The organism is Streptomyces sp. NBC_01723 (genome assembly GCF_036246005.1).
Taxonomy (GTDB): Bacteria; Actinomycetota; Actinomycetes; order Streptomycetales; family Streptomycetaceae; genus Streptomyces.
The window spans coordinates 442,909-456,171 of sequence record NZ_CP109171.1 but is presented as its reverse complement, the minus strand read 5'-3'; the positions used below and the strand labels follow the sequence as shown (position 1 = coordinate 456,171).

Below are 13,263 nucleotides of genomic sequence, written 5' to 3'. Positions count from 1 at the left end.
CCATCTTGAAAGGACTTACGTGGTCACCGCAGCACACCAGACCGGATCCGGCCCGGACGCCGCCCGTACCTTCCCCAAGGGCTTCCTCTGGGGTTCCGCCACCGCCTCCTACCAGGTCGAGGGCGCCGCCGCGGAGGACGGGCGCACGCCGTCCATCTGGGACACCTACGCCCGCACCCCCGGCCGCGTCCGCAACGGCGACACCGGTGACGTCGCCACCGACCACTACCACCGCAGCGCCGAGGACGTCGCCCTGATGGCCGAACTCGGCCTCGGCGCCTACCGGTTCTCCCTGTCCTGGCCCCGAATCCAGCCCACCGGGCGCGGTCCGGCCGTGCAGAAGGGCCTGGACTTCTACCGGCGACTCGTCGACGACCTCCTGGAGAAGGGCATCGAGCCCGTCGCCACCCTCTACCACTGGGACCTGCCGCAGGAACTGGAGGACGCGGGCGGCTGGCCCGAGCGTGCCACCGCCGAGCGGTTCGCCGAGTACGCGGCCCTCGCCGCGGACGCCCTCGGTGACCGGGTGAAGACCTGGACCACCCTCAACGAACCCTGGTGCAGCGCCTTCCTCGGTTACGGCTCCGGCGTGCACGCCCCCGGCCGCACCGACCCCGTGGCCGCCCTGCGCGCCGCCCACCACCTCAACCTGGGGCACGGCCTGGCCGTCCAGGCGCTGCGCGACCGCCTCCGCGCCGACGCCCGGTGCTCGGTCACCCTCAACATCCACCACGTCCGCCCGCTCACCGGCACCGAGGGGGACGCCGACGCGGTCCGCCGGATCGACGCCCTCGCCAACCGGGTCTTCACCGGCCCCATGCTGCAGGGCGCCTATCCGGAGGACCTGCTCAAGGACACCGCCGAGCTGACCGACTGGTCCTTCGTCCAGGACGGCGACCTGCGGCGGATCCACCAGCCGCTGGACTTCCTCGGCGTCAACTACTACACGCCCACCGTCGTCTCCGAGACCGACGGCAGCGGCACCCACAGCTCCGACGGACACGGCAACAGCTCCCACAGCCCCTGGCCGGGAGCCGACCGGGTCGCCTTCCACCAGCCGCCCGGCGACCGGACCGCGATGGGCTGGGCAGTCGACCCCACCGGCCTGTACGACCTGCTGCGCCGGCTGGCCGCCGACTTCCCGGCGCTGCCGCTGGTCATCACCGAGAACGGCGCCGCGTTCGACGACTACGCCGACCCCGCCGGCCAGGTCAACGACCCCGCCCGGATCGCCTATGTGCGGGGCCACCTCGCCGCCGTCCACCAGGCCATCCTGGACGGCGCGGACGTCCGCGGCTACTTCCTCTGGTCGCTGCTGGACAACTTCGAGTGGGCGCACGGCTACAGCAAGCGCTTCGGTGCCGTCTACGTCGACTACCCGACCGGCACCCGCATCCCGAAGGCGAGCGCCCGCTGGTACTCCGAGGTCGCCCGCACCGGCGTCCTGCCCGGCGCCTGACCGCGTGCCGCCCCCGCCCTGCCGCGCGAGCGGAGGACGGGGGCGGTCCGGGTTCGGGCGGCGGTCAGTTGAGCGGGTCGAGGGTGAGCTGGGCCTGGGCCGGATTGCCGTCGTGCACCAGCGACTCGTGGTTGCCGACGTCGTCGAAGGCGAAGGCGTACGCCTTCCCGTCCGCCATCCGGTCGTGGATGATCCGGGCGTAGTGGTTGGTGACGGAGTCCTTGTAGAAGTTCGCCGCCGAGGGGTCGGGCTGGTTGGGGTTGCTCAGCAGCGTCGAACGGTTGAACCCGGCGCACAGCGTGCGCGAGATCGGTCCGCGCACCAGGTCGTTGGGGGCGTCCAGGAGCCGGTGGCAGCCGAAGACGCTGGAGGCGTCCGGTTTCTGGAAGCTCGTGACGACCGCGCCCGAGCCGTTGGTGAAGTTCATGACGTTCCCCGAGACCCGCCCGAAGTACTTGGTGTTCGGCTGGTTCCCGAACGGCGTGACGGTGAGGGTGTTCGTCGCGTACTTCTGCCAGACCCGGTTGATGTAGTCGTTGAGCACCGACGCGGGCAGCGCCCCGGTCTCCAGCCCGTACAGCGGCGACAGCGCCCGCAGCACGGTGCCGTCAGGCCGGGTCTGGATCAGTCCGCCCCAGCCGGGCTGCGCCCGCAGCGCGTTGAACACCGCGTTGTAGCCGCCGGCCTTGAGCTTCCCGGCGCTGATCACACTCCCGTCGCCGCGCTGCACGCCGACCGTGTAGGGCGCGGCGAACATGTCGACCTGGGTGCTGTTGAGCCACAGCCCGGAGTCGTTGAGCGTGTACTCGGACCAGTTGAAGAGGATGTTGCGGTTCGGGTCGCTCGGGTTCTGCACCGCCGGCTGCACCAGACCGCCCGTGGTCAGCCGGAAGTCGAGCTTCTGGCCGTACGAGAAGTAGATGCGCCCCGACAGCTTGGGGATCCGGATCGTCTTGGTCTGTCCGGCGGCCGGCCCGGGGATGGACGCGTCCGGTGCGGGGGTGGGCGGATTGCCGCCGGCGGGCCAGGCGTGGAAGGTGCCGTTGGCATCGGCCCAGCCCTGCTGACCGGTCGTCAGCGAGGTGCCGAGGTTGTAGATGTGCACGGCTTCGCCGCGGCTGGAGTTGTTGGTGATCTTCAGGGGGATGGTGGCGGGCACCGCGGCGTCCGCGGGCGCCGAGGCGCCGAACGTGAGCAGGGTGCCGGCCAGGCCCGCTGCCGTGGCCACGGCGAGCAGACGGCGTCTGAGTCTTGAGAGCACTCTCCACCTCCGTGCGGGTGTGGGGGAATTGGTCCGTACCGATTCTGAGAGCGCTCTCAGCGTTGCGCCGGGACGCGTGCATGTCAATGCAGGGGGCGGGATGCCGCGAAGTCGCGGGGCTCGGTGGGGAGGGGCGCGGCGGACACCGGCTGTGGTGAACCGGACGAGGAGCTGCAACGCGTCCGGTCTCCCGAGCGCGGCTCCACGGCGCGGGACCTGGTCGCCACCGTCGCCGAGGGCACGCCGGAGGCGATCACGGCGTGGCTGCGCCGGACCACCGACGCCTGGCCGGCCATCCGGCCGATCATCCGCCTCGGCCGCGACGCCGCGGTGATCGAACCGGACCTCGCCGACCTGGTCGAGCGGTGGATGGAGGAGGCCGTCGGCGACATCGAGGACGGCCTCACGCTGGCCGGACGCTTCGAACCGCACCAGCGCCACTTCCGCGGAGTGCTCGCCATGGCACAGCTCGACTACGTCGCCCAGAACTGGGACCGCGTCGACTGGAAGCTCACCGACGACCAGATGCTCGACGAGCTGAGCGCGGGCTGGGTGTCCCTGCTGACCTGACCCTCCTGCTGACCGAAGGCGCCGTCGTCCGCGACGGCGCCTTTCGCAGGCCCGGAACCGTGCCGTCGGCGCGGACCGCCCTCTCGTCGTGCGTACCGTTCGTTGTCTTCTCCTCATGTCCACTTGATTGACGCGAAGACCGCCTTGAGGCTCGGCGGCCGTCCGGCCGCGGCCGGCACCTGCATCGAGCCGAAGTAGGAGATGCCGATCATGCCGACGTTGCCGTCGCACCACGGCTGGGCCTTCACCGACGGCGTCAAGTCCCGCATGCTGGAGACGTTCTCGCCCGAGGAGATCAGGGAGAAGGCCGCCCCCCGGCTCCGGGACCCGGACGTGGCCGCGTGGGCCAACCTGGTCCATGTGGTGGAGGGCGCGCGGGCCGACGAGCACAACGCGCTGCTGCCGCCGGACGCGTTCCACCTGCCGGTGGGCCGCCCCGTCACCCACAAGATCTACCGCGACGCCGCGCACCCGTTCCGGCTGGTGCTGCCGTTCGCGACGGTCCGGGCGGACGGGGAGCCGGCCAGCGTGTAGTGGCGCACCCCGGCGCCGCCCCGGTGTTCCGCCTCGGGCCACAGGCAGTCCAGGACCGAGGCGGACGGGGCGAAGAGGGCGGACGGGACCGCGTCCCGGGCGAACCACTCCCAGCGTTCGATCTTGTCGGGCTCGGTGACCCGGGGCGTGCCCAGGGCCCGCTCGGTGACGGCCGCCGCCGTCACCCGGGTCAGTCCGGCCAGGCCGTCGACGAACACGGCCAGGACCCGTACGTCCTCGGCGGCGACCGTGAGTCCGGTCTCCTCCGCCAGTTCCCGGGCCGCGGCCGTCTCGAAGTCCTCGCCCGGGTCCACCTTGCCGCCGGGCAGTTCCCAGCGTCCGTCATGGCCGAGGCCGAGCAGGACCCGCCCGGTGGGATCGAGGACGGCGAGACCGACTCCGGTGAGGCTGTGGGAGGCGGGGCGCGCGCGTTCGGGGCGCTCGGCGCCCGGTGCGGGTGCGTGTCCGGGGTGCGGTTCGGGCTCGGGCTCGGCAGGGTTCATCCGGCCATTCCACACGGTGGGGCCGGCCTCGCGCCATCGCGGGGCAGTCCGGCGGCCGCGTCGTGGAACGCCCGGCGCAGGGCGACGATCCCGTCCCCGGCCCTGGTGGGGTGCACCCGGTTGGTGAGCAGCACGGCATAGCGCCCCGTGTCCGGGTCGACCCAGAGACTGGTGCCGGTGAAGCCCGTGTGGCCGTACGAGGCGGGGCCGAACACGTCTCCGGCGGGGGAGCCGACGGGATCGCGGCCCTGCCAGGCGAGAGCGCGCCGCAGTGCCAAGTGGTCGGTGTGGCCCGCCGTCATGACGGCGAAGGTGTCGGGGCGCAGGAGCCCCCGGCCGCCGTCGGCGAGTGCGGTGCCGAGGCGTTCCATGTCCGCCAGGGTGGAGAACAGGCCCGCGTGGGCGCCGACGCCGCCGAGCACCACCGCGTTCTCGTCGTGGACCTCGCCCACGACCGTGCGCCCGCGCCAGGGGCAGTCCTCGGTGGCGACCGCCCGCGCCCGGCGCCCGGCGTCCGGCCGGAACACGGTGTCCCGCATCCCGGCCGGCGCGCACACCAGCTCCTCCACCAGCGCGTCCAGCGGTCGTCCCGTCGCCGCCTCGGCGATCAGACCCAGGACGATGAAGCCCTGCGAGGAGTACTGGACGCGGGTGCCGGGCTCCGCGGTCAGCGGCAGCAGCCGTACCGCCTCCAGCAGGGACGCACGGGTGGGACGGTCGCGGTAGAGCGGCACCTGACCAGGGATCCCCGAGGTGTGCGCGAGAAGTTGACGTACCGTCAAGTCGGCCTTGTCGCCCCCTCGGTAGTCGGGCAGATACGTGCCCACCGTCGCGTCGAGCCCCAGCACGCCGCGCTCGACCAGGGCCATCACCGCGAGCCCCGCGACCGGTTTCGTCACCGAGGCGAGGTCCCACAGATCGTCGCCGTCCAGCGGCGGTCCGTCCCAGGACCGGGTGCCGGTCCAGCCGCGGTCCAGCGGGCCCTCCGGGTCTCCGACGGACCAGGCGGCCCCCGAGAACACCCGCCGTTCCCGTCCCTCGGCGAGCAGGTCGGCCAGGGCGCTCACGACCGCTCACCCCGCGAGGCGTCGTCCACCACGCCGAGGACCGGCGTGCGCGCGCCGAGCCCGGCCGACACCGTGCGTGCCGCGGCCCGCACCATCGGCCCGAACACCTCCACGCTGTCGGGGTCCATGGTGAAGGTCAGGCCCAGGATACCGATCGCGCCCACGACCCCGCCCTCCGCGTCGAGGACGGGGGCCGCCACCGAGCGCACGTCCGGCTCGTCGTACTCGTCGTCCACGGCGTACCCGCACAGCGCCGCGCGCGCCAGCACCGCCCGGACGGCGGCGGGCTCGGTGGGTGTGCTGGGTGTGCGGGCCTCCAGGTCGCGTACGTCCAGTACGGCGTCGGCCTCCTCAGGAGGCAGGGCCGAGAGCATGGCGAGCCCCACGCCGCACGCGTACAGCGGGGAGCGCTGGCCGGGCGCCGTGCTCATCCGGTACTCCCGGGCCGGCTCGGACCGCTCCAGGTACACCGCGTCGGTCGCGTGCCGCACCGCGTAGAACGCCACGTGTCCGGTGCGCCGCCGCAGGTCGGCGAGGGCGGGCCGGGTGAGTTCGAGGACGCGGCTGTCGTTCAGGGCCGCCGCGGCCAGACCCAGCAGGCGCGGGCCCGGGCGGTAGCTGCCGTTCTCCGCCGCCTCCGCGAAGCCGTACTCCGCCATCGTCCGCAGGTGCCGGTGGACGGTGGGCTTGGTCAGTCCCGTGCGGCGCGCGATCTCGCCCAACCGGTGGGGACCGCCGGGCTGCACGAGCGCGTCGAGGACCTCCATCGCCTTGTCGACGGGGCCCTTCACGAGTTCCTGATCGACCGACCGGGTGTTGACCGCTTTCACCATGTCGCTTAGCTTAACCCAACCGCATTCCATCTGACGGAACGGAGGTGTTGTTCAATGGAACGAATTCATCAGGGGCGCACGATGGACCGCAGCCGTCCCACCCGACGTCACGTCCTGCGGACCGGCGGTCTGCTCCTGGGAGCCCTCGGCGCCCCGGCGCTCCTGACCGCGTGCGGCACGACGGCCGCCGCGGACCGGGCCGGCAACGTCCTGCGGGTCTCCCAGCCCGGGGACCCCAAGACGCTGGACCCGCAGAAGCAGGGCGACATGGTGTCGATGAACGTCCTGATCAACATGTTCGACACGCTCACCACCCGGGGCCGGGACAACCGGCTGCACCCCAGGCTCGCCCTCTCCTGGAAGGCCACCGACGCGCGCACCTGGCGCTTCACCCTCCGACCCGGCGTGACCTTCCACAACGGTGAGGCGTGCGACGCGCGGGCCGTCGCTTTCAGCATCGAGCGGCTGCTCGACCCCGCCACCAAGTCCCCGATCGTCGAACTGCGCTTCGTCAAGGGCGTCACCGTGGTCGACCGCCTCACCGTGGACTTCCACACCACCGTGCACGACCCGATCCTGCCCGCGAAGCTCTCCCTCTTCGGCGGCGTGGTCGTACCGCCCCGCCACCTGGCCGAGGTGGGCGACGCCGAGTTCGCCGACCACCCCGTCGGCACCGGCCCCTTCACCTACGTCAGCTGGCAGCGCGACCACGAACTGCGCATGCGCGCCTACGCAGACCACTGGAACGGACGGCCCGCCGTCGACGGCCTTGTCTTCAGCCCCGCGCCGAACGCCTCCTCCTCCCTGGCCGCCCTGCAGAGCGGGGGCGTCGACCTCGTCGCCGGACTCACCCCGGACGCCGCCCAGCAGTTGGAGGGCTACGGCGGCGTCTCGCTGGACGGCCACACCGGGATCCGCACCGCCTACCTGTCCCTGAACACCCTGGAGCGAAGCCCGCTCCAGGACCGCCGGGTCCGCCAAGCCCTCAACCACGCGATCGACGTACCCCTGCTGATCAAGGCGGTACTCGGCGGCAAGGCGACCGAGACACCCGCCCTCGTCCCGCGCGGCGCCTTCGGCTTCGACCCCACCGTCAAGCCGTTCGAGCGGTCCGTCGAGACCGCGCGCGCCCTCCTCGCCGACGCCGGGCACCCGCGCGGCTTCGCCACGACGATCACCGCCTCCAACGTCGACGCCAACGTCGCCGAGGCCCTGTCCGGACTGCTGGCCAAGGCGGGGGTGGACGCACGCGTGAACCTCCTCGACCCCGGCACCTACTCGGCCCGGCTCACCTCCGACAACCGGGGAGCGCTCGGCCCGGTCTACCTCGCGGCGAGCACCGTCTGGACGATGGACGGCGCGAGCATCGTCCAGTCCAACGTGCGCAGCGACCGACGCCAGAGCCGCTGGCACTCCGAGGAGGCCGACCGCCTCATCGACCTCGAGGAACTCTCCGAGGACCCCGCCGAACGCGAACGGGCCTTCTCCGACCTGCAACGGCTGATGCGGGAGGAGGCGCCCTTCGTCTTCCTCTACCAGATCGACAACATCTTCGCCCGCAACGACCGCCCCCGCTGGACACCCGGCTCCGCGGGCGTCCTCGCCATGGAGAGCGCGGAGGTGTCCCGATGAGCGCCCCCACCCTCGACAAACCACCCACCCCCGCGGAGACCACACCCCGCCGCACGGGCCGGACCGGGCTGCTGCGCACGGTACTCAGGCGCCTGGCCACCGCGCTGTTCGTCCTGCTGTGCACCGCGACGGTCTCCTTCTTCCTGGTACGGCTCTCCGGCGACCCCGTGAAGATCCTGCTGCCGCCCGACGCCACCGCCGAGCAGGAGAACGTGCTGCGCGCCTCCCTCGGCCTGGACCAGCCGCTGTTCGCGCAGTACCTCGACTACCTCTGGGGACTGCTCCGCCTCGACTTCGGCGACTCCCTGGTCTACGGCCAGCCCGTGAGCGAGATCCTCGCCGACCGGCTGCCCGCCACCATCGAACTGGCCGCCGCCGCCCTCGCGGTGACCCTCGTCGTCGCCGTCCCGGCGGGCATCTTCGCCGCCATGCGCCGCGGGCGCGGCTCCGACCACACCGTGATGACCGGCGTCCTGCTGGGCCAGTCCACCCCGCCGTTCTGGGTCGGCATCCTGCTCATCCTGGTCTTCGCCGTCTGGCTGCGCGCCCTGCCCGCCTCCGGCTACGGCACCTTCGCCAACCTCGTCCTGCCGGCCGTCACCCTCGCCGTCTACTCCGTCGCCGTCGTCGCGCGCCTGCTGCGCTCCTCGCTGATCGACGTCCTGTCCTCCGACCACATCCGCAGCGCCCGCGCCAAGGGCTTCGGCCCCCTGAAGGTGGTGCTCAGGCACGGACTGCGCAACGCCTCGCTGCCGGTGGTGACCGTCGTCGGGCTCGAGGTCGGCAACCTGCTCGGCGGAGCGATCCTCACCGAACGGGTCTTCTCCTGGCCCGGAGTCGGCCAGCTGACCGTCGAGGCGATCTCCAACCGCGACTTCCCGCTCGTCCAGGCCACCGTCCTGTTCTTCGCCGCCACCTTCGTCGTGGTGAACCTGCTCGTCGACCTCTCCTACAGCTTCCTCGACCCGAGGGTGAGGACGTCACGATGACCGTCATGTCACCGGCCGCCACCGACCGGACCCCGGCCGAGGCACCGTCCGGCGGCTCGGGCTCCGCCGTCCTGCGGGCCCTGCTGCGCAACAAGCTCGCCGTCGCGGCCCTGGCCGTACTCGCGCTGCTGCTGCTCGCCGCCCTGTTCGCACCCCTGATCGCCCCCTACGACCCCAACGCGCAGAACCTCCTCCTCAGGCTGCGGCCCCCCGCCTGGCAGGACGGCGGCAGCGGCGCCCACCTCCTGGGCACCGACCAGCTCGGGCGCGACATGCTCTCCCGCGTCATCTTCGGCGCCCGGGTCTCCCTGCTCGTCGGCGCCGGCGCGGCTCTCCTCGCCGGAGTCATCGGCACCGTCGTGGGACTGTCCTCCGGGTACTTCGGCGGCTGGGCCGACCGCGCCCTCATGCGGCTCGCCGACGTCCAGCTCGCCTTCCCGGCGCTGCTGCTGGCCCTCGCCATCGTCGGCTTCCTCGGCTCGGGCCTGTGGTACGTGATCCTGGTGCTCGGCTTCACCGGCTGGGTCTCCTACGCCCGCGTCGTGCGCTCCGAGGTGATGTCCCTGCGCACCCGCGACTTCGTCACCGAGGCCCGCGCGATCGGCGTCACCGACGTCACCATCATGCGCCGCCACCTGCTGCCCAACGTGATGGCCCCGCTGGCCACCATCGGCACCCTGCACGTCGCCGCCGCCATCGTCGCCGAGGCCTCCCTGAGCTATCTCGGCCTGGGCGTGCCCAAGGAGACGGTCACCTGGGGCGGCATGCTCTCCGACGGCCAGCTCTACCTGGGCACCTCCTGGTGGGTCGCCGTCTTCCCCGGCATCGCCCTGATGCTCACCTCCCTCGCCATCAACATCACCGGCGACGCCCTCAGGGACGTCGCGGACCCGAAGGCCTACCGCCGATGAGCCACGACCGACCGACAACGCCACCGCCGCTGCTGGAGATAGCCGGCCTCAGCGTCGACTTCCGCCTGGAGACCTCCGTCGTCCACGCCGTCCAGGACGTCTCCCTGCACGTCCACGCCGGTGAAACCCTCGCCGTCGTGGGGGAGTCGGGCAGCGGCAAGAGCGCCACCGCCCTCTCCGTCCTGCGCCTCAACCCGAGCCCGCCGTGCGTCTACGCGAGCGGCGAGATCCGCTTCGACGGACGCGACCTGCTGAAACTCTCCGAGAAGGACCTCGGCCGGGTCCGCGGCAGCGACATCGCCATGGTCTTCCAGGACCCGATGACCTGCCTCGATCCCCTCCAGCGGGTCGGCGCCCAGGTCGCCGAAGTACTCGGGCACCACACCGGCATGTCCCGCGCCGAGGCGAAGGAGGCCGCGCTGGAGGCCCTGGACGAGGTCGGCATCCCCGACCCGGCCCTGCGCTACCGCCAGTACCCGCACGAACTCTCCGGAGGCCTGCGCCAGCGCGTGATGATCGCGACGGCGCTGGTCGCACGGCCCCGCGTGCTCATCGCCGACGAGCCGACCACGGCCCTGGACGTCACCGTGCAGCGCCAGATCCTCGACCTGCTCGTCACCCTCCAGCACAAGCACGACATGGCCGTCGTGCTGATCACCCACGACCTCGCCGTCGTCGCGGAGACCGCCGACCGCGTCGTGGTCATGAACAAGGGCCGCGTCGTCGAGACCGGCGACGTCCTCGACGTCTTCGACCGTCCCGCCGACGACTACACCCGCAAGCTGCTGGCGGCCACCCCTCGACTGGAGGCGGCATGACCACGGAAGCCACCGAAGCCACCGCACCCGCACCCGCGTCCGCCAAGGTCCTCCTGGAACTCGTCGGACTGCGCAAGGAGTTCGGCACGCACGGCACGACCACGGCCGTCGACGACGTGTCGCTCGAAGTCCACGAGGGCGAGACCCTCGCCCTGGTCGGCGAATCAGGCTGCGGCAAGACCACCCTGACCCGGCTGCTGCTGCGGCTCCTCGAACCCACCGCCGGCAGCGTCCGCTTCGACGGACAGGACCTCGCCGCCCTCTCCGCGCCCGAACTGCGCGCCGTACGACGGCAGATGCAGGTCGTCCTCCAGGACCCCTACTCCAGCATGAACCCGCGCATGCGCATCACGGACATCGTCGCCGAACCCCTCGTCACCCACGACCCCGAGGCGCGCGGACGGCGCGCACGGCCCCGGACCCGCGAACGCGTCGGTGAACTCCTGGAGGCGGTGGGTCTGGACGCCGGTATCCAGGACCGCTACCCGCACGAGTTCTCCGGCGGACAGCGCCAGCGCGTCTCGATAGCGCGGGCCCTGGCCCTGCGCCCCCGCCTCCTCGTCCTGGACGAACCGACCAGCGCCCTGGACGTCTCCGTGCAGGCGACGGTCCTCGACCTGCTGGCCGACCTCCAGCAACGGCTCGGGCTGACCTACGTGTTCGTCTCCCACAACCTCGCCGTCGTCGGACAGGTCGCCGACCGGGTCGCCGTGATGCGCCGGGGGCGCCTGGTCGAGGTCGGCGACACGGCGGAGGTACTGCGCTCACCGCGACACCCCTACACGCGGCAACTGCTGGACGCCGTACCCGTCCTCGACCCGCGCAAGGGGCGTCGCGCGGCACAGCGGGCCGCCTCGCCGACGGACGGGGCGAGCCGGTGACCGGCCCCGTCCTACAGGTGCGACAGCACCAGACCCGCACCGCCGAGCAGCGCGACGTCGTCGACGGCGGCCGTTCCCACCAGCACCCGGGGCTGCTCGGCCTCGGTGAAGGCGACGGCCTCGCGCAGCCGCTCCTCCACCACGGTCCGGAAGCGCTCACCGCCCTCCCGCGCCTCACCGTGCAGGATGAAGAGACCGGGCGCGAACAGCTGCTGCACGTTCACCAGACCCAGCGCGAGGTTGTGGGCGTACTCCTCCACCACCCGTCCGGCGAGCGCGTCCCCGCCGTTCACCAGTGCCTCCAGCGACACCGCCGGGCCGAGGCCCGCATCCCGCGCCCGGGCGCGCAGCCAGCCGGTCGTGGCCACCGTCTTCCAGCAGCCCCGGCTGCCGCACGTGCAGCGCTCACCGCTGGCCGACACGGTCATGTGCGCGCCGCTGCGCCCGCCGGGCGGGGCCATCACCTCGCCGTCGTACAGGACACCGACCCCGAGCACCTCGCCCGTCGACACCGAGGCGAAGGTGCGCCGCCCGCGGCCCGCGCCGAACCAGCGGTCGCCGAGCACCTGGAGGCGCGCCCGGTGCTCCACCCGCACCCCGGCGCCGGTGAGCGCGCCGAGCCGCTCCGTCACCGGATAGCCGTGCAGGGCGGGCACGTCGTTCACCTCCAGGATCAGCCCCGTGCGGGGGTCCACCAGCCCCGCCGCGGCCACGCCGATCCCCTGGAGGTCGTGCGCGGCGAAGACACCGGCCGCCTCCTCCAGCGCCGCGTCGATGTCCGCGGGCGTCGCGCCGGCCGCGTCGTACGACGACTCGGCGCGGTCCAGCACCCGGCCCGCCACGGACAGCACGGCCGCCCTGACCCGGCCGGGCACCAGCTCGACGGCGCCCAGCCGCCGCGGCGCGGGCGGCGCGGCCGGTCGCGGCACAGCCGCGGGGACCAGTCGCAACGGAGAACTTTTGTGGACCATGCGCCGACTCTGCCACGGCCCCGTTTCGGAGAGGTAGCACTGTGAGCCAATCGAGACTGAGCGAACTCACCTGGCGCGAGGTCCGCCGGGCCGGTGAGCGGGGCATCGCCCTGCTGCCCATCGGCTCGCAGGAGCAGCACGCCGGGCACCTGCCCATGGGCACCGACACCCTGCTGGTCGAGGAGGTCGTGGACCGGGCGCTGGACCTCCTCTCCCGGGAGGCGGCCGCACCCGAGGTCGTACGGCTGCCGGCGCTGCCCTTCGGCCACAGCCCGCACCACCTGTTCGCCGCCGCCGTCTCGCTCTCCGCGGCCACCCTGGGCGCGGTTCTCGACGACGTCCTCGACTCGCTCGTGACCAGCGGACACCACCGGGTGATGGTCGTGAACGGCCACGGCGGCAACGACGAGATCATGCGGCTCGCCGTGAAGCGGTTCGCGCTGCGCGCCCGGGTCACCGTCGCCGCCTGCTCGTACTGGACCCTCACCGCCGGCGAGGACGAGGCGGGTCGGCCGGACGTCACCCCGGGGCACGCCGGATGGTTCGAGACCTCACTGATGCTCGCCGCCCACCCCCGACTGGTGCGCACACCCGTGCCCGCCCGCGCCCCGGTGGAACCGCCGCCCCTGTTCGACAACCCGCCGCACCCCGGCCTGACCGTGGAACGCCACGGCGAGTGGGAGCGGGTCGACGGCGCCACGGACGACGCGTCCGGCGCCGACGCCGTCCGGGGCGGCCTGCTGCTGGACGACCGGGCGCGCGGCCTCGCCGACGCGATCCGGGCGTTCGACACGGCGAGCCGGCCGTCCTGATGAAGCCATGCGACAAGGAGAA

General features: G+C 72.7%; 15 protein-coding genes. 9 read left to right on the top strand and 6 right to left on the bottom strand.

Annotated elements, in window-relative coordinates; translation table 11 throughout:
* Positions 1-19 precede the first annotated feature (19 nt).
* On the top strand, positions 20-1,459 hold the full coding sequence (locus OIE75_RS02080) for a GH1 family beta-glucosidase (RefSeq protein WP_307009130.1): 1,440 nt from the start codon (positions 20-22) through the stop codon (positions 1,457-1,459).
* Between the two features lie 64 nt (positions 1,460-1,523).
* Here OIE75_RS02080 and OIE75_RS02075 read toward each other — a convergent pair whose 3' ends face one another.
* Entirely contained in the window at positions 1,524-2,720 is a 1,197-nt protein-coding gene (locus OIE75_RS02075; RefSeq protein WP_329469226.1) for a glycoside hydrolase family 64 protein, read from the bottom strand.
* 123 nt (positions 2,721-2,843) lie between these two features.
* On the opposite strand from OIE75_RS02075, the gene OIE75_RS02070 reads away from it, so the two are divergent.
* A complete protein-coding gene (locus OIE75_RS02070) occupies positions 2,844-3,290 on the top strand; it encodes a hypothetical protein (RefSeq protein WP_329469225.1) in 447 nt (148 codons plus the stop codon).
* Between the two features lie 113 nt (positions 3,291-3,403).
* Here OIE75_RS02070 and OIE75_RS02065 read toward each other — a convergent pair whose 3' ends face one another.
* The gene (locus OIE75_RS02065; RefSeq protein WP_443078270.1) at positions 3,404-3,502 is read right to left on the bottom strand and encodes a hypothetical protein; all 99 of its coding nucleotides are present in this window, start codon (positions 3,500-3,502) and stop codon (positions 3,404-3,406) included.
* On the opposite strand from OIE75_RS02065, the gene OIE75_RS02060 reads away from it, so the two are divergent.
* A complete protein-coding gene (locus OIE75_RS02060) occupies positions 3,501-3,824 on the top strand; it encodes a hypothetical protein (protein WP_329474167.1) in 324 nt (107 codons plus the stop codon). The genes OIE75_RS02065 and OIE75_RS02060 overlap by 2 nt on opposite strands.
* Here the strand turns inward: OIE75_RS02060 and OIE75_RS02055 are convergent.
* The 3 genes from OIE75_RS02055 to OIE75_RS02045 are packed head-to-tail and all read right to left on the bottom strand — an operon-like array spanning position 3,743 to position 6,227.
* Positions 3,743-4,327: a nucleotide triphosphate diphosphatase NUDT15 gene (locus OIE75_RS02055; RefSeq protein WP_329469224.1), complete on the bottom strand. Its 585-nt coding sequence runs from the start codon at positions 4,325-4,327 to the stop codon at positions 3,743-3,745. The genes OIE75_RS02060 and OIE75_RS02055 overlap by 82 nt on opposite strands.
* Positions 4,324-5,394, bottom strand: coding sequence for a serine hydrolase domain-containing protein (locus OIE75_RS02050; RefSeq protein WP_329469222.1), 1,071 nt, complete (start codon positions 5,392-5,394; stop codon positions 4,324-4,326). The genes OIE75_RS02055 and OIE75_RS02050 overlap by 4 nt, the downstream gene beginning before the upstream one ends.
* Positions 5,391-6,227, bottom strand: a complete 837-nt coding sequence (locus tag OIE75_RS02045; protein ID WP_329469220.1) for an IclR family transcriptional regulator — start codon at positions 6,225-6,227, stop codon at positions 5,391-5,393. Before OIE75_RS02045 ends, OIE75_RS02050 begins: the two co-directional genes overlap by 4 nt.
* 54 nt (positions 6,228-6,281) lie before the next feature.
* Here OIE75_RS02045 and OIE75_RS02040 point away from each other — a divergent pair, with 54 nt between their 5' ends.
* From OIE75_RS02040 to OIE75_RS02020, 5 genes are read left to right on the top strand one after another with little or no spacing between them, the layout of a single operon-like run.
* Positions 6,282-7,859 (top strand): ABC transporter substrate-binding protein, encoded by a 1,578-nt coding sequence (locus OIE75_RS02040; RefSeq protein WP_329469219.1) that lies wholly within the window; start codon positions 6,282-6,284, stop codon positions 7,857-7,859.
* Positions 7,856-8,848, top strand: a complete 993-nt coding sequence (locus tag OIE75_RS02035) for an ABC transporter permease (protein ID WP_329469217.1) — start codon at positions 7,856-7,858, stop codon at positions 8,846-8,848. Before OIE75_RS02040 ends, OIE75_RS02035 begins: the two co-directional genes overlap by 4 nt.
* Positions 8,845-9,759 carry an ABC transporter permease gene (locus OIE75_RS02030; protein WP_329469215.1) on the top strand — a complete coding sequence of 305 codons (915 nt, stop codon included), beginning with the start codon at positions 8,845-8,847 and terminating at the stop codon, positions 9,757-9,759. The genes OIE75_RS02035 and OIE75_RS02030 overlap by 4 nt, the downstream gene beginning before the upstream one ends.
* Positions 9,756-10,577: an ABC transporter ATP-binding protein gene (locus tag OIE75_RS02025; protein ID WP_329469214.1), complete on the top strand. Its 822-nt coding sequence runs from the start codon at positions 9,756-9,758 to the stop codon at positions 10,575-10,577. The genes OIE75_RS02030 and OIE75_RS02025 overlap by 4 nt, the downstream gene beginning before the upstream one ends.
* Positions 10,574-11,458, top strand: coding sequence for an ATP-binding cassette domain-containing protein (locus tag OIE75_RS02020; protein ID WP_329469212.1), 885 nt, complete (start codon positions 10,574-10,576; stop codon positions 11,456-11,458). The genes OIE75_RS02025 and OIE75_RS02020 overlap by 4 nt, the downstream gene beginning before the upstream one ends.
* An 11-nt stretch (positions 11,459-11,469) precedes the next feature.
* On the opposite strand, the gene OIE75_RS02015 is transcribed toward OIE75_RS02020, so the two are convergent.
* Positions 11,470-12,408, bottom strand: a complete 939-nt coding sequence (locus OIE75_RS02015) for an ROK family protein (protein WP_329469211.1) — start codon at positions 12,406-12,408, stop codon at positions 11,470-11,472.
* A 62-nt stretch (positions 12,409-12,470) separates the two neighbouring features.
* On the opposite strand from OIE75_RS02015, the gene OIE75_RS02010 reads away from it, so the two are divergent.
* Entirely contained in the window at positions 12,471-13,241 is a 771-nt protein-coding gene (locus OIE75_RS02010) for a creatininase family protein (RefSeq protein ID WP_307009104.1), read from the top strand.
* Positions 13,242-13,263 lie beyond the last annotated feature (22 nt).

Excerpts from the sequence above, each read along its gene's own strand:
- OIE75_RS02040 (WP_329469219.1), top strand. The coding sequence starts at position 6,282 with ATGGAACGAATTCATCAGGGGCGCACGATGGACCGCAGCCGTCCCACC.
- OIE75_RS02020 (WP_329469212.1), top strand. The coding sequence starts at position 10,574 with ATGACCACGGAAGCCACCGAAGCCACCGCACCCGCACCCGCGTCCGCC.
- OIE75_RS02030 (WP_329469215.1), top strand. The coding sequence starts at position 8,845 with ATGACCGTCATGTCACCGGCCGCCACCGACCGGACCCCGGCCGAGGCA.
- OIE75_RS02060 (WP_329474167.1), top strand. The coding sequence starts at position 3,501 with ATGCCGACGTTGCCGTCGCACCACGGCTGGGCCTTCACCGACGGCGTC.
- OIE75_RS02065 (WP_443078270.1), bottom strand. The coding sequence starts at position 3,502 with ATGATCGGCATCTCCTACTTCGGCTCGATGCAGGTGCCGGCCGCGGCC.
- OIE75_RS02025 (WP_329469214.1), top strand. The coding sequence starts at position 9,756 with ATGAGCCACGACCGACCGACAACGCCACCGCCGCTGCTGGAGATAGCC.
- OIE75_RS02045 (WP_329469220.1), bottom strand. The coding sequence starts at position 6,227 with ATGGTGAAAGCGGTCAACACCCGGTCGGTCGATCAGGAACTCGTGAAG.
- OIE75_RS02035 (WP_329469217.1), top strand. The coding sequence starts at position 7,856 with ATGAGCGCCCCCACCCTCGACAAACCACCCACCCCCGCGGAGACCACA.
- OIE75_RS02055 (WP_329469224.1), bottom strand. The coding sequence starts at position 4,327 with ATGAACCCTGCCGAGCCCGAGCCCGAACCGCACCCCGGACACGCACCC.